Annotated in this window: 13 protein-coding genes; 9 read left to right on the top strand and 4 right to left on the bottom strand. The window is 54.0% G+C overall.

Annotated features, from left to right (window positions below):
- The first annotated feature begins 257 nt into the window (after positions 1-257).
- The 8 genes from M979_RS18590 to M979_RS18555 all read left to right on the top strand — a co-directional run bounded on the left by M979_RS18590 (position 258) and on the right by M979_RS18555 (position 8,476).
- Positions 258-923: a cysteine hydrolase family protein gene (locus tag M979_RS18590; RefSeq protein ID WP_034461659.1), complete on the top strand. Its 666-nt coding sequence runs from the start codon at positions 258-260 to the stop codon at positions 921-923.
- Between the two features lie 5 nt (positions 924-928).
- Positions 929-1,804, top strand: a complete 876-nt coding sequence (locus M979_RS18585; protein WP_064556003.1) for an oxamate carbamoyltransferase subunit AllH family protein — start codon at positions 929-931, stop codon at positions 1,802-1,804.
- Between the two features lie 95 nt (positions 1,805-1,899).
- Positions 1,900-3,459 (top strand): acyl-CoA synthetase FdrA, encoded by a 1,560-nt coding sequence (fdrA, locus tag M979_RS18580; RefSeq protein WP_064556002.1) that lies wholly within the window; start codon positions 1,900-1,902, stop codon positions 3,457-3,459.
- Positions 3,456-4,877, top strand: coding sequence for a YlbE family protein (locus M979_RS18575; RefSeq protein ID WP_064556001.1), 1,422 nt, complete (start codon positions 3,456-3,458; stop codon positions 4,875-4,877). Before fdrA ends, M979_RS18575 begins: the two co-directional genes overlap by 4 nt.
- The gene (arcC, locus tag M979_RS18570; protein ID WP_064556000.1) at positions 4,874-5,845 is read left to right on the top strand and encodes a carbamate kinase; all 972 of its coding nucleotides are present in this window, start codon (positions 4,874-4,876) and stop codon (positions 5,843-5,845) included. The genes M979_RS18575 and arcC overlap by 4 nt, the downstream gene beginning before the upstream one ends.
- A gap of 4 nt (positions 5,846-5,849) precedes the next feature.
- Positions 5,850-6,242, top strand: coding sequence for an allophanate hydrolase-related protein (locus M979_RS18565; RefSeq protein WP_064555999.1), 393 nt, complete (start codon positions 5,850-5,852; stop codon positions 6,240-6,242).
- A gap of 24 nt (positions 6,243-6,266) precedes the next feature.
- On the top strand, positions 6,267-7,490 hold the full coding sequence (locus M979_RS18560; RefSeq protein ID WP_064555998.1) for a cytosine permease: 1,224 nt from the start codon (positions 6,267-6,269) through the stop codon (positions 7,488-7,490).
- 77 nt (positions 7,491-7,567) lie between these two features.
- Positions 7,568-8,476 carry a LysR substrate-binding domain-containing protein gene (locus tag M979_RS18555; RefSeq protein WP_064555997.1) on the top strand — a complete coding sequence of 303 codons (909 nt, stop codon included), beginning with the start codon at positions 7,568-7,570 and terminating at the stop codon, positions 8,474-8,476.
- Positions 8,477-8,618: 142 nt separating this feature from the next.
- On the opposite strand, the gene metE is transcribed toward M979_RS18555, so the two are convergent.
- Positions 8,619-10,880 carry a 5-methyltetrahydropteroyltriglutamate--homocysteine S-methyltransferase gene (gene metE, locus M979_RS18550; RefSeq protein WP_064555996.1) on the bottom strand — a complete coding sequence of 754 codons (2,262 nt, stop codon included), beginning with the start codon at positions 10,878-10,880 and terminating at the stop codon, positions 8,619-8,621.
- 243 nt (positions 10,881-11,123) lie between these two features.
- On the opposite strand from metE, the gene metR reads away from it, so the two are divergent.
- The gene (metR, locus tag M979_RS18545) at positions 11,124-12,077 is read left to right on the top strand and encodes an HTH-type transcriptional regulator MetR (RefSeq protein WP_064555995.1); all 954 of its coding nucleotides are present in this window, start codon (positions 11,124-11,126) and stop codon (positions 12,075-12,077) included.
- On the opposite strand, the gene M979_RS18540 is transcribed toward metR, so the two are convergent.
- The 3 genes from M979_RS18540 to pldB all read right to left on the bottom strand — a co-directional run bounded on the left by M979_RS18540 (position 11,965) and on the right by pldB (position 14,807).
- Complete coding sequence (locus tag M979_RS18540; RefSeq protein WP_064555994.1) at positions 11,965-12,864, bottom strand: carboxylate/amino acid/amine transporter; 900 nt, start codon at positions 12,862-12,864, stop codon at positions 11,965-11,967. The two genes, metR and M979_RS18540, sit on opposite strands and share 113 nt — an antisense overlap.
- Positions 12,865-12,976: 112 nt before the next feature.
- Positions 12,977-13,783 carry a sugar/pyridoxal phosphate phosphatase YigL gene (yigL, locus tag M979_RS18535; protein ID WP_034461675.1) on the bottom strand — a complete coding sequence of 269 codons (807 nt, stop codon included), beginning with the start codon at positions 13,781-13,783 and terminating at the stop codon, positions 12,977-12,979.
- Between the two features lie 31 nt (positions 13,784-13,814).
- On the bottom strand, positions 13,815-14,807 hold the full coding sequence (gene pldB, locus M979_RS18530) for a lysophospholipase L2 (protein WP_064555993.1): 993 nt from the start codon (positions 14,805-14,807) through the stop codon (positions 13,815-13,817).
- Positions 14,808-14,842 lie beyond the last annotated feature (35 nt).

Genomic DNA, 14,842 nt, shown 5'->3' with positions numbered 1-14,842 from the left:
AATTCAAAGCCCGTCAGGCTCACATTATTGCGACAATTTTTTAGTGCCTGACGGGCTTTTACATCAACTTTTTTGCAGTTGCCCGTCCACAATTTGACCCCTCTCACAATTCATCTCCAGCACTTGTTAATCAATTTCGTTAATGCAAATTATTCGTTGCACCCACGGAAACTATTTCGCTGTTTTAAGCAGCACATCTTCTGAATACTCGTCTACAGACAATGTAATTATTCACCTGGTGAACTGGAGATTTTAAGATGACTCATGCTTTTGAAGCTCAACCTTTTGCTCTGCCCTTTGATCGAAAAACAACCGCGCTGGTGATGATTGATATGCAGCGTGATTTCGTGGAAGCCGGTGGTTTTGGCGAAGCGTTAGGTAATGATGTTTCACTGGTTCGCAGTGCGATTGAACCGTGTAAACACGTACTGGAAGTGGCGCGAAACAAAGATCTGTTGGTTATCCACACTCGTGAAGGCCATCGCCCGGATTTGACCGATTGCCCACCAGCCAAACTCACTCGCGGCGGTAAGACTTTTATCGGCGAACCAGGCCCAATGGGCCGCACATTGGTACGTGGCGAAGCCGGGCACGACATCATTCCTGAACTGTATCCCGTTGCCGGTGAGCCAATCATCGACAAACCGGGTAAAGGTGCGTTCTACCAAACTGATTTACATCTGATTCTGCAAAACAACGGCATCAAAACGCTGATTGTGTGCGGCGTAACGACCGAAGTTTGCGTGAACACCACGGTGCGTGAAGCGAACGATCGCGGCTACGAGTGCATCATTCCAGAAGACTGCGTAGGTTCTTACTTCCCTGAATTCCAAAAATACGCGCTGGAGATGATCAAAGCCCAGGGCGCGATCTTTGGCTGGGTCAGCAACGCCGATGCCATCATCAAAGGTCTGAAAGGCTAAGCAACATGGCTATCGTCACGCATGCAGCCGTATCCATTGGGTATCTCGCTGCCACACGGTTACCGAAGAATGCGCATGTTCATAGCTGTTTTGCGCACACTTTAAACCTTATCGCTGACGATGGCTATCTTTTCACGCTTTTAGATGCAGAGTTTTACCAGAACTTACCCGATGCCGTGTGTGTGGATTTACCCCACAACTGGGACTGGCGACAGCAGGCAAACCGGGGTGAAGCCGTTCAACTGACAGCGGAACACATTCAGTCGCTGCATTGGCAGGTGAAGTTAAGTGAAGCGGTAGTCTGGCAACCCAGGCTTAGCGGCAAGTCGTTAAGTCTGAACGCGCTGCCAGAGGCTTTGCAGCACTACGAAACGCTGGCCTCGCAATTGCTGCTCTACTGCCTGGAACACCGGGTGGAAAGCGATCTGTTTTGGGCCTCCGCTCCGGTGAGCCAAGACGAAAGCAGGCTGCGACTGATACCACAGGAACAACCTGAGTCGCTCGAAAACCAGGTCGTGAAGCTAATCGGCTATGGCAAAGGTTTAACGCCGGATGGCGATGATTATCTGTTGGGTTATCTGGCAGCCCTTAGTCCCTGGAAACTCACGCCAGAACTACAAACGCACCAGAAGCGGATGCAATCGCTGATAGCGCAGCACCTGACGCGAACCACGGACATCAGCCGTCACTATCTCAGCCGGGCTTTGGAAGGTCATTTTTCACAGCCCGTTTGCGCGTTGCAGGAACAACTCACCTCACAGGCGCAGACTATGGCGGTTGTCCACGCTGCCGAACAGGTTATGCAGTTTGGCGCCTCATCAGGCGTGGATTGTCTCGCCGGAATGCTGCACGGGTTGCGTAACTTAAAAGCCACGCTCTGACATTACAAAATCCCCCCTGTAGAGCCACAGAAACTCTGCACGGGATCGCTTTGCCCGAATTTCACGATTGGGCAGTAAGAAACAGGCATAAACCGATGAAAGTAGATTATAAAGTTTTCAAAAATCTCTATCAGGATTCCGTCTCCCTGATGCAGATTTCAGCCCAAATCAGCAAGTTACCCGGCATTCAGCAGGCATCGGTCGTTATGGGCACCGCCACCAACCTCGAACAACTGCATGACGTCGGGCTTGGGGACAACATCAGCGCCGGGCCGAACGACCTGATCATTGCAGTGATGGGCGAAGAAGACGCCTGCCAGGAAGCGCTGGCTCTGGCCCATGAACGCCTGAACAGCAAACCTGCACAAGACAATAACGACGGTGTACGCACGCCAGATTTGGTCAGCATGGAGATGGCGCTGGAAAAAGAGCCACAGGCGAATCTGGCACTGATTTCCGTCCCTGGCGATTACGCCGCCGCCGAAGCCATGAAAGCGCTGAACCTCGGCATGAACGTGATGATGTTCAGCGATAACGTCAGCGTCGCGCAGGAAAAAGCGATTAAAGTCCACGCCCGCGAACGCAACCTGATTGTGATGGGGCCGGACTGCGGCACCGCCATTGTTAACGGTATTCCGCTCGGCTTTGCCAACGTTGTGAATCGTGGTGCGATTGGTGTAGTCGGTGCATCCGGCACTGGCGTGCAGGAAGTCACCTGCCGTATCGACCAGCTTGGCGCGGGTATTTCCCAGGCACTCGGTACCGGCGGGCACGATTTAAGCGAGGAAATCGGCGGCATTTCTATGTTGTTCGGCCTGCAAGCACTGGCAGAAGATGAAGCGACAAAAGTGATCGTGTTAATCTCCAAGCCACCTTCAAAAGCCGTAGCTGAACGCATTCTGGAACAGGCTCAGGCGGCAGGTAAACCGGTAGTTGTTAACTTCCTCGGTGCCAAATCAGAAGATATTACCCGCCCTAACGTTACCGCAGCGTGCACCCTCGCCAGCGCAGCCGACCTTGCCGTCGCACTGCTGAATAAAACGCCCCTGGCTCAGCACGCCTTGCAGCCAGATGCCGCACAAATCGCCGCGCTGGAAAAAGCCTGCCTTCCCTTGCCTGCAACTCGCCAGTTGATTCGCGGTGTATTTGCTGGCGGCACCTTCTGTTACGAAGCGCAGCTACTTTGCCAACAGCACGGCTTTACAGCTTCGTCCAACACACCTGTTTCCGGCAACAGCAAACTGGCCGACATCTGGAAGAGCGCGGGACATACGCTGATCGACATGGGTGACGACGATTTCACTCGTGGCAAACCGCACCCGATGATCGATCCAACGCTGCGTAACCAGCGCCTGCTTGCAGAACTCAACGATCCGCAAACCGCCGTTGTGCTATTTGACCTGGTGCTGGGCTATGGCGCAGCCGAAGAACCCGCCGCCGAATTGCTGGAGTTGCTGGCAAAAATCGACAAAGCCAACGCTCCGCTGCTGATCGCCCACGTTTGCGGCACCCAGGCAGATCCGCAACAGCGCAGCCGCCAGATTGATGCCCTGCGCGCGGCAGGCGTTATCGTTGCCGATTGCAACGCACAGGCCGCCACCTGGGCGAGCATCGCTGCACAGATTCAGGTTAAGAAAAACGGAGTATCCGCATGAACACCTTATTTAATCAGCCGCTGAAAGTGGTCAATGCGGGGCTTGCGGGCTTCGCCAACAATATTCAGAAAGTGGGTGGCGAAGCCATCGCGCTAAGCTGGCAACCCCCTGCGTTGGGGAATATCGACGCCGGTTTAGATCTGGCGGATTTACTGCGCCACCCACTCGTTGAGCAAGCCAACCAGGTGGCGATGGAGCGTTACCTGAACGCCCAGCCGGTGCTGGTTGACGTGATGATGGCCGATGAAGCCATTCCGGCAATGGCCGAACGCAAACTGATTTTGCACTCTGGCCCGCCGATTAGCTGGGAAAATATGTGCGGCCCGGTGAAAGGCGCGATTGTCGGCGCGATCCTGTTTGAAGGCTGGGCCACCAGACATGAAGAGGCCGAACTGCTCGCCAAAAGCGGCAATATAGATCTCGAGCCATGCCACCACTACACCGCCGTCGGCCCAATGGCGGGGATTATCAGCCCGTCCATGCCGCTGTGGGTGATTGAAAACAAAACAAACGGCCAGCGTGCGTTCTGTAACTTCAACGAAGGGCTGGGCAAAGTTTTACGCTTTGGCGCGAATAACGACGAAGTGTTGCAACGTCTGCACTGGATGCGCAACGAACTGGCTCCGGCGCTGAAAGTGGCGGTACGTCATATCGGCGAGCTGGAATTAAAACCGCTGATGGCACAAGCGCTGCACATGGGCGATGAAGTGCACAACCGCAACGCTGCTGCCACAGGCTTACTGATCAAACGTCTGGTGCCTGCTCTGCTGGCCAGCAATCTGCCGCTGGAAGTCATGCAACGCGTGGTGGCGTTTATCACCGGCAACGACCATTTCTTCCTTAATCTTTCGATGGCGGCCTGTAAAGTCATGATGGACGCCGCCGCTGGCGTACCGTTCAGCTCAATGGTTACGGTCATGGCGCGCAACGGCGTGAATTTTGGGATCCGCTTATCCGGCACGGGCGACCAGTGGTTCCAGGCTCCGGCGAACCCGGTTGAAGGCCTGTTCTTCCCAGGCTACGGCGTGGACGACGCTGCGGCGGATTTGGGCGACAGTGCAATCACCGAAACCGCAGGCGTCGGCGGCTTCGCTATGGCCTCTTCTCCGGCAATCGTGAAATTCGTGGGCGGCACCCCTGCTGATGCTACCAATAACAGCCGTCGTATGCAGTTCATCACGCTTGGCTCAAACCCGGCGTTTACTCTGCCAGCGCTGAACTTCGCACCAACGGCGGCGGGCATCGACGCACGCAAAGTGGCTGACCGCGGCATTCTGCCGGTCATTAACACCGGTATCGCCCACAAACAGGCAGGCGTAGGCCAGATTGGCGCCGGGATCACCACCGCGCCGATGTCCTGTTTCGTAGATGCAATTCAGGCACTGGCGCAAACCGTAATGCAGGGAGCAAAAAAATGAGCAAGCCTTTAGCTGTCGTCGCTGTAGGCGGCAATGCCCTAATCCAGGACGATCGCCACAACAGCATTCCCGATCAGTACGAAGCGGTGATGGAAAGCGTTAAGCACATTACCGATATGGTCGAAGCCGGATGGAATCTGGTGCTCACCCATGGTAACGGTCCGCAGGTCGGCTTTATTCTGCGCCGCTCCGAACTTGCCAGTGCAGAAGTCGCTCCGGTACCGCTGGACTATGCAGTCGGCGATACCCAGGGCGCAATCGGCTACATGTTCCAGAAAGCGTTGCACAACGAACTGGCGCGCCGTGGCATTTCAAAACCCGTTGTCACTCTCGTAACTCAAACGCTGGTGAATCAAAACGACCACGCTTTCGCTAATCCGAACAAACCCGTTGGCGCGTTTATGGACGAACAAACCGCCGTTCAGCGCCAGCAGGAACTCGGCTGGACGATGATGGAAGACGCGGGTCGCGGCTGGCGTCGTACCGTACCGTCACCGGCTCCGCTCGAAATCATCGAACGCGACACCATCGCCAACCTGGTTAAGCAGGGTTATATCGTTATCGCCTGCGGCGGCGGCGGTATTCCGGTGGTTCGCGATGAACAGCATCAACTGAAAGGCGTTGAAGCGGTGATCGATAAAGATCTGGCGTCTGCGCTGCTGGCAAGCCAGCTCGGTGCGGATCTGCTGCTGATCCCAACCGGCGTGGAGAAAGTGGCGATTAACTTCGGCACTCCACAACAGCAATGGCTGGATACGCTGAGCATCGCGCAAGCCCAAACGCTGCTTGATGAAGGCCAGTTCGGCGTTGGCAGCATGCAGCCGAAAGTGGAAGCGATTCTTGGCTTCGTCAACGCCAGCCAAAAAAACGGCAAAAATGCCAACGGCCTGATCACCAGCCCACAAGCGATTAAAGCCGCACTGAATCATCAAAGCGGCACCTGGATTACCTCTGAGAATAAGGAATAACACCATGACAGCAACAACGTTACTCGCGGTAAACGGCACCCTGATGCGCGGCCTGAAACTGAACCCAAACATGCAAAAAGCAGGCGGCATCTTCGTGCGTGAAGACCGCACCGACCCGCACTATCGCCTGTGGAGCATTAACGACGATCATCCTGGCATGATCCGTGTGATGCATGGCGGCACCAGCGTGGAGCTGGAAATCTGGGAACTGCCACTGGCAAGCTTTGCCGCTCTGCTGGAAAGCGAACCGGCTGGCCTGTCTATCGGCAAAGTAAAACTGGCCGACGGCAGCATCGTGCTGGGCGTACTGGCAGAAAACTGGCTGACCGAAGGCCAGAAAGAGATAACCGAGCTGGGAAGCTGGCGCAAATACACCGGGCATTTCCATACTGCGTAAAACGCAATTCAGAAGGAACAAGATATGCGTAAGACAGAAGAAAGTCTCAACACGGCGTCAGGGTTGCGTATTGCCATGATTTTGCTGGGGATCGCTGTAACACCGGTCCTGCTATCGTCCTCAAGCCTGGGAAGCCAGCTTTCCAGCTCAGGCCTGGTTAGCGTGGTGATTATCGGCGGGTTGATCCTGACCGTTCTCGCCGCCATCACCATCAGCGTAGGCGAAAAAGCCCGTCTGCCCACCTACGGGATTGTGAAATATCCATTTGGTGAAAAAGGTGCAATTGCTATCAACATTCTGATGGCAATCAGCCTGTTTGGCTGGATTGCGGTCACGGCCAATATGTTCGGCCATTCGGTACACGATTTACTGGCGCAGCACGGGCTGGAAGTGCCGGTGCAACTATTGGTTGCGGCAGGTTGCGTGATTTTTGTCGCCTCTACTGCGTTTGGCTTCGCGGTGCTGGGCAAAGTCGCGCAAATTGCCGTTCCGGTCATTGCCGCCGTGCTTTGCTACTGCCTGTATGTCGCCACTCATACCGACGTTGCCGCACCCGCTGCGGTAGTCAGCATGAATACCGGCGTTGCGGTTTCAACGGTCGTGGGCACGATTATTGTGCTGGTTGCTACCCTACCCGATTTTGGCAGCTTCGTGCATAACCGCAAACACGCCATTATTGCCGCTGCGATAACCTTCCTGGTGGCCTATCCGCTGCTGTATTGGGCGGGAGCCACTCCGAGCGCACTGAGTGGGCAAAATTCGTTGTTAGGAGCGATGGCAGTATTCGGTGCAGTAATGCCTGCCGCGCTGCTGCTTATTTTTGCCTGCGTAACGGGTAATGCCGGGAACATGTTCCAGGGTACGTTAGTAGTTTCTACGCTGCTGACCCGTTTTCCGAAATGGCAAATCACCATCGCACTTGGCGTGCTGGCGGCGATAGTCGGCAGTATGGATATCATGGCGTGGTTCATTCCGTTCCTGCTGTTCCTCGGCATTGCCACACCGCCGGTCGCCGGGATCTACATCTCCGACTTCTTCCTTTATCGCCGTAATGGTTATGAAGAGTCGGTGCTGACACGCGAGCCACAAATCAAAGTGCTGACGTTTGTTGCGTGGATTCTGGGCTCAGCAGTAGGCTTTATGACCGTTAAAGGCCTGTTTACGCTAACAACCATTCCCTCACTGGATTCCATTCTTGTGGCCTGCGTTGCATATGCAGTGCTAAGCAAAATACGTAGCCACAACTAAATCCTGGGTATAATGGGCATAATCAAATGGCCGGAACGAGGAACGATCCGGCCATTCAACGCCACCAGGGAATCTCAATGTTTATCTCCGATGAAACCATTCGCGTTGTCCATCTGGTCGCTAAATACCAGAGCATTACGACGGCTGCTGAACAACTGAACAAAGTCCCCTCGGCGATAAGCTACACCATCAAAAAAGCAGAAGAAGCCATTGGCGCCGAACTCTTTATCCGCAAAGGCCGTTACATCGAGCTGACATCTGCGGGCGAATATTTCATCCAGCACAGCAAAAATATCCTCAACGATCTGGAAGCCCTGAAACGTAATACCGTGCTGATTCATGACGGCGTTGAACAGGAACTGGTGGTCGCGGTGAATAACATTATTCCCACGCCGGTTCTGGTGGAGTTTATCTGTGATTTTGAGCGCCAGTTTCCCTCGACCACGTTGAGAATCAATCTTGAGGTTTACAACGGCTGCTGGGATGCGCTCTACAGTAAACGCGCCGATTTAGTGATTGGCGCACCGCATGCGGTGCCAAGCACTGAAGGGATTATTAGCGAGCCTATCGGCCAACTGGAATGGGATTTTGTTGTCGGCCCGCAGCACCCGCTGGCAACCCAGGTTCAGCCACTGCAAAACGCCGAATTACGCCAATATCCTGCTATTTGTATCCGCGATACTGCGGTTAATTTTATTCCTCAACAGGCCTGGCTACTGGAAGGGCAAAAGCCCTTATTCGTACCTGACTTCCTGACTGCCATTTCGCTAATCCAGAAAAACGTCGGTATTGGTTATATTCCCCATCACCTGGCGCAGCCATTACTGAATAACGGCCAACTGGTAAAAAAGCCAATGCAGGAACACAAGCACGCCACAAAACTCTTTCTGGCCGCCCGTTCCGACGGCATGGGGAAAGTTTGCCGCTGGTGTATGGAGTATTTGCAGCATCCTGCGGTGAGCGGGAAATTGAGTGGGGGGAACTGATTTTGTTGGAACTCTCTAAGGTAGATTAGCGTAGCAACATCCGGTATTAATTTGACGTTCAGGACAGTAGTGATGAAGCCAGCAATCTGCCTTTTTCACCAAACATAAACGCCTTCCCCGAAAACAGAGAAGGCGCTGACTCTTAAGCGCTACGCAAGTTCTTCGCCGCCTTCACCATATTAGACAACGCGGCACGGGTTTCCGGCCAGCCGCGGGTTTTCAGGCCACAGTCAGGGTTCACCCAAAGGCGCTCGGCTGGGACAGATTCAGCCGCTTTCTTCAGAAGCGCTTCAATCCATTCCACACTTGGGACATTTGGCGAGTGAATGTCATACACGCCCGGGCCGATTTCGTTCGGGTATTCGAACTCTTTAAACGACTCCAGCAGGTCCATATCTGAACGTGATGTTTCGATAGTGATCACATCCGCATCCAGCGCCGCGATGGAATCCATGATGTCGTTGAACTCGCAGTAACACATGTGAGTGTGGATCTGCGTGTCATCACGCACGACCGCAGCGTTCAAGCGGAAGGCTTCCACGCCCCACTGCAGATATGCCTGCCAGTCGGAGCGGCGCAGCGGTAAACCTTCGCGCAGAGCCGGTTCGTCAATCTGGATGATGCCGATACCTGCCGCTTCGAGATCCGCCACTTCATCACGCAATGCCAGCGCGATTTGTTTGGCAATGGTTTCACGGCTGACATCTTCGCGCGGGAATGACCAACAAAGAATTGTCACCGGGCCAGTCAGCATGCCTTTCACCGGTTTGTCAGTCAGGGATTGCGCGTATTTCGCCCATTCTACGGTGATCGCTTCCGGGCGGCTGATATCACCAATAACCACCGGTGGCTTCACGCAGCGGGAACCGTAGCTCTGCACCCAACCGTTTTGCGTAAACACAAATCCGTCGAGGTGCTCGCCGAAGTATTCCACCATGTCGTTACGCTCGGCTTCGCCGTGGACCAGCACGTCGAGACCTAAACGTTCCTGCTCGGCTACGGCCTGTTTGATATGCTGCGCAATACCAGTGCGGTAGTTGTTGGCATCCAGATTTCCCTTTTTGAAATCGAGGCGTAGGCCACGAATTTCAGTGGTTTGGGGGAATGAACCGATGGTCGTGGTCGGCCATGCTGGCAGATTGAAGCGCTGACGCTGAGCCTGCGCGCGAACGGTGTAGTTGTTCTGGCGTTGGCTGTCTTGCGCAGTGATCGTCGCCAGGCGTTGTTCCACTGCCGCGTTATGTACGCGCTGTGAATGGCGACGGGCCTGAATCGGCGCACTCCACTCAACCAGTTTTTCTGTATCACCACTGTTGAGCGCCTCAGTCAGTAAAGACAACTCGGCACATTTTTGCAGGGCGAAGGCAAACCAGCTCTTCACTTCAGCGTCCAGACGAGTTTCAACGCTCAGGTCGATTGGACTGTGTAGCAGCGAGCAAGAAGAGGCGACCCAAAGTTCACGTTTGCCAACAAGATCCTTCAGTTGCGCGTATTTCTCAGTTAAATCAGCACGCCAGACGTTACGGCCATTAATCACACCCGCAGACAAAAGCCAGTCTGCCGGGAGCTGCTGATGCAGAGCGTTGATATCATCTTTACCATGTACAAAGTCAACGTGCAGACCCTGTACTGGCAGCGCAGTAATAGTATTTAGATTTGGCGTCACACCTTCAAAATAGGTAGTCAGCAGCAGCTTAACGTTGCCAGCAAGCGCCTCGTAAGCCGGTTTGAATGCGTCCAGCCACTCTTGCGGCAACTCCAGCACCAATGCAGGTTCGTCTATTTGCACCCATTCGATGCCGCGTTTTGCCAGTTCAGCCAGCACTTGCTGGTAAACCGGAAGAATGTCTTTCAGCAGGCTCAGGCGGTCAAACTGCTCGCCCTTCACTTTGCCCAACCATAGATAAGTTACCGGGCCAAGCAGAACTGGCTTCACCTTGTGGCCGAGTGCCAGCGCTTCGTCAACTTCATCCAGAAGCTGGGTCCAGGTCAGTTTGAACTGCTGGCCTTTAGTGAATTCCGGCACCATATAGTGGTAGTTGGTGTTAAACCATTTGGTCATTTCAGCGGCGGCGGCAGGCGTACCGGTTGGTGCCCGGCCACGGCCCAGGCGGAACAAAGTGTCGATATCGACGCTACCGTTCACGTTCTGATGACGAGCCGGCACGTTGCCAAGCAGCAAGCTGGTGGTCAGAACGTGATCGTACCAGGCAAAATCACCCACCGGCAGCAGTTCCACACCAGCTTCTTTTTGTTGGTTCCAGTGGCGAGCACGCAGTTCGCGACCCACTGCCAGTAATTCTTCCTGAGTGGAGTTGCCCGCCCAGTAGCTTTCTTGTGCTTTTTTCAATTCGCGACGCAGGCCGACACGTGGGAAGCCGAGGGTGTGATTTTTAATCGTCATTTTTTCTGCCTCTTTATATTTCAATTTTAAATTCTATGGATTTCGAGTTGCAGGTAGGCGGCCAGGGAGCGAATACCGATGAGCTTACTTCAGTAAGTGATTCGGGTTCGTGAGTGCAGCCAACACCCCTGCGGCTCGAAAGACGACGAATTTTTTAGACGTCTGGATGTTTACACATCTATCTTGTGCAGGTACTGTATATTCCTCAAGCGCAATTTGCTCATGCCGAAGTGAAGGACTTTCATGATCGAGATAAAACACCTGCGGACGCTCCAGGCGTTACGAAATTGCGGCTCTTTAGCCGCCGCCGCCGCCGCGTTGCATCAGACCCAATCGGCCCTCTCCCATCAGTTCAGCGATCTGGAGCAGCGTCTTGGGTTCCGCCTGTTTATCCGTAAAAGTCAGCCGCTACGGTTCACACCGCAGGGAGAGGTTCTGTTGCAACTGGCTGAACAAGTGTTGCCGCAGATAACCCGTGCGCTTCAGGCTTGCAATGAACCGCATCAGACCACACTGCGTATCGCCATCGAATGCCATAGCTGCATTCAGTGGCTCACGCCTGCGTTGGAAAATTTCCACAAGACCTGGCCACAGGTGGATCTGGATTTCAAATCTGGTGTGACATTTGACCCGCAGCCAGCGTTGCAGCAGAGCGAACTGGATATCGTTTTAACATCCGACATCCTGCCGCGCAGCGGCCTGCATTATTCGCCAATGTTTGATTATGAAGTGCGCCTGGTGCTGGCAACGGATCACCCGCTGGCGGCTAAAACGCGCATTGAGCCGGAAGATTTGAGCAGCGAAACGTTATTGATTTACCCGGTACAGCGCCAACGTCTGGATATCTGGCGACATTTCCTGCAACCGGCCGGGGTTAGCCCGTCGCTGAAAAGTGTGGATAACACGTTGTTGTTGATTCAGATGGTGTCGGCACGCATGGGAATTGCCGCGTTGCCACACTGGGTAGTGGAGAATGTTGAACGCCAGGGTCTGGTTGTGACCAAAACCCTGGGTGAAGGACTGTGGAGCCGGTTGTACGCCGCAGTGCGCGATGGCGAGCAGCGTCAACCGGTGACGGAAGCCTTTATTCGCTCGACGCGTTCACACGCTTGCGAGCATCTGCCGTTTGTGAAGAACGCGGAGCGACCCAATGGCGATGCACCCATAGCGAAGCCATTATCACAGACCCGCCAATAATAAAACTCGGCCAGTGAGGCTGCTCTTGCCAGATGGCGAGGTTAACCAGCAGCCCCGCCGGAACATGCACGTTGTTCATGATACCGAGCGTGCCCGCATCCACCTGCGTGGCACCGTAGTTCCACATAAAGTAACCCAGCCCTGAAGCCACCACCCCAAGCCACACCAGGATGCCCCATTGCAGGTTGGTGGTCGGGAGTTTTTGCGGGTTCCCCAGCGCAAACCACGCGATGACCGCTACCACTGCCGCCCCGAGATAGAACCAGGAAAACGCACAGCGTTGCGGCATCGGACGCGTTTCCATCAGGCGCTTATAACCCACCATGCCGATGGCAAAGCAGATGTTCGCCGCCTGCACCAGCAGCAGGCCGATCCAGAAGTGATCGCTGATTTTGTCGTAGCGAATAATCGCGGCGCCAATCACCGCCAGCCCGGCACTTAACGCATATCCCCAGCGCAGCTTATTGCCGCTAATCAGGTCATAAATTAGCGTGACGTAAAGCGGTGTCATTACCGTAAACAGCAGGAATTCTGAGACGGTGAGGTAGAGATAAGCCTGGAAGCTAAACAGGTACATCACGCCGAGTTGTAACGCCCCCACCAGCATGTACAGCAGCAACGTTTTCGCGCTGTAGCCTTTAAAACGCAGGAACGGCAGGAACACTAACGCCGCAAGTCCGACGCGCATCAGCACAGAAAAATAGCTGTCGACATGCCCGGCAAGGTATTCGCCAATCAGGCTAAAAGAGAAGGCCCACAGAATGGTGGTGATGATGAGTAACGGCACGATGAAGTCTCTACTACGGGAGATTAATGCTTCATTGTAGCGAAGGGAATGTGCAGAAGTTGGTTTATTTGGTTGACGAGTGGTGGTTAATTCACCACTCGTTTATCGCAAATCAGTCTTTACCGAGGAACATCTTACGCAGGTAATGCGGGACCGCGTTATCACCGTTGGTGCCGATGACTTCCAGCTCTGGCAGCAGGTCTTTCAGGCGCTGGTGGGCGTTGCCCATGATGCAGCCTTTACCCGCCATGCTCAGCATTTCAGCATCGTTCATGCCGTCGCCAAAGGCGATACACTCTTTCAGGCTGTAACCCATTGCTTTGGATACAGCTTCCAACGCGTGCCCTTTCGATACGCCGCCTGCCATGACTTCCAGGCAAGTCAGGGTTGAGAAGCTGACGTTCACACGATCACCCCAACGGGCAATTAATGCTTGCTCAAGTGGCAGAAGTTTTTCGTGAGAATCGCAGGTGAAGAACACTTTGCTGACGCCATCTGCTTCCAGCAAACCTGGCTCAAAGAGAGTGTAGTTAAACACCGCTTCTTTGAAATATTTCATCTCTTCAGGGCGATGGCGGTTCATATACCATTGATCGCCGCGGTAGACGTTGGTCACGATATCCTGGTTGGTATGCACCACCCCGAACAGGTCCTGCGCGATGTCGTGGTCGAGATCGTGGCTGAATACCAGATTGCCGTCAGTATCGTGAACGCGCGCACCGTTAGAGGTGATCATGTAGGCTTTGATTTCGAGGTTATCGCGAATCTGCCCCACGTCGATATGGTGGCGGCCCGTTGCAAAGACGAAATGAACACCCTCAGCGGTGAGCAGTTTCAGCGTTTCTTTAGCATACGGGGTCAGAAGATGATCGGGGGACAGCAACGTGCCATCCAGGTCAGACGCAACGACATGGTACATAGGATTTGGAACCTCTGGTGTTGAATTCAGATTAATTATGCCTATCAAAAAACGCGATAATGGCATTCAGCGCTTCGGTTCGCATATCGTCCTTTTCGAACAGGATCTCATGATACGCACCGTTTATGACGTAAGGTTTTTCCCCCTCACAAGGGTGGCCCGCCGCGGCACGAAGCTCACAGAATTGGTCATGCGCACGGTTATCAACGACGCGTTCCTCTTCTGCCTGCAGGATAAATATCGGCGTGGTGATAGCAGTGGCTCCTGCTAAAACCTGTTCTCCTGCGAGTATCCCTTCTCTTACCCAATGATTCGTTGGCCCACCCAACCGTAATGCTGGCTCATCAGCATAAAAACGCAGGTTACGGCGGTAACGCTCACGGCTATGGGTCAGGACATTAACGCTAAATGGTAATGCACGCCAGCGGCCTGTTCCGATTGCATAACCCTCACGAATACGTTGGTGGCCTTCAGCCCAATCAAGAATATGGCGCACCATCCAGTCGGGCCAGCGCAAGGCGATGCCAAACATTGGCGCACATAGCGCGACAGCATCAAAGCATAGTGAATTCTTTTCAAGCCACAGTGTGATGATTGCGCCACCCATAGAGTGCGCTAAAGCGTAGCGTTTTCTCCATGGGCCATTTGCGAGTTCGTGCTGATAAAAGCGGTCAAAATCGTCAACGTAGTCGCTAAATTTCGCCACATGGCCGCGATGTGAATCCGAAAGCATGCGCCCGGAACGCCCCTGGCCACGATGATCGATAATTAAAATATCGAATCCACAGTGGAAAAGGTCATAGGCAAGCTCGGCATATTTGACGTAACTTTCGATACGCCCAGGGCAAACCACAATGACCCTGTCATGATCCTGCGAGCGAAACCGTACGTAGCGTACCGGCACTTCGTCGACGCCTGAAAATTCACACTCTTCGCGCTGGCGCCAGAAGTCCATCTGTGGACCCGTGGTGAAAGCCGCAAAGGCGTTTTCCCTGTTAGACCATCCATTTTTATGCTGAGTCATATCGCTTTTTTGTGATTCATAGCACGCTCATCAAC

Origin of the sequence: Buttiauxella noackiae ATCC 51607 (genome assembly GCF_001654865.1) — a bacterium.
Lineage (GTDB): Bacteria > Pseudomonadota > Gammaproteobacteria > Enterobacterales > Enterobacteriaceae > Buttiauxella > Buttiauxella noackiae.
This window is presented reverse-complemented; position numbering and strand designations above follow the sequence as displayed.

Bases quoted from the DNA above. Each gene is read 5' to 3' on its own strand.
- M979_RS18555 (WP_064555997.1), top strand. From the start codon at position 7,568: ATGTTTATCTCCGATGAAACCATTCGCGTTGTCCATCTGGTCGCTAAA.
- fdrA (WP_064556002.1), top strand. From the start codon at position 1,900: ATGAAAGTAGATTATAAAGTTTTCAAAAATCTCTATCAGGATTCCGTC.
- M979_RS18560 (WP_064555998.1), top strand. From the start codon at position 6,267: ATGCGTAAGACAGAAGAAAGTCTCAACACGGCGTCAGGGTTGCGTATT.
- yigL (WP_034461675.1), bottom strand. From the start codon at position 13,783: ATGTACCATGTCGTTGCGTCTGACCTGGATGGCACGTTGCTGTCCCCC.
- arcC (WP_064556000.1), top strand. From the start codon at position 4,874: ATGAGCAAGCCTTTAGCTGTCGTCGCTGTAGGCGGCAATGCCCTAATC.
- metR (WP_064555995.1), top strand. From the start codon at position 11,124: ATGATCGAGATAAAACACCTGCGGACGCTCCAGGCGTTACGAAATTGC.
- M979_RS18590 (WP_034461659.1), top strand. From the start codon at position 258: ATGACTCATGCTTTTGAAGCTCAACCTTTTGCTCTGCCCTTTGATCGA.
- M979_RS18565 (WP_064555999.1), top strand. From the start codon at position 5,850: ATGACAGCAACAACGTTACTCGCGGTAAACGGCACCCTGATGCGCGGC.
- M979_RS18575 (WP_064556001.1), top strand. From the start codon at position 3,456: ATGAACACCTTATTTAATCAGCCGCTGAAAGTGGTCAATGCGGGGCTT.
- pldB (WP_064555993.1), bottom strand. From the start codon at position 14,807: ATGACTCAGCATAAAAATGGATGGTCTAACAGGGAAAACGCCTTTGCG.
- M979_RS18585 (WP_064556003.1), top strand. From the start codon at position 929: ATGGCTATCGTCACGCATGCAGCCGTATCCATTGGGTATCTCGCTGCC.
- metE (WP_064555996.1), bottom strand. From the start codon at position 10,880: ATGACGATTAAAAATCACACCCTCGGCTTCCCACGTGTCGGCCTGCGT.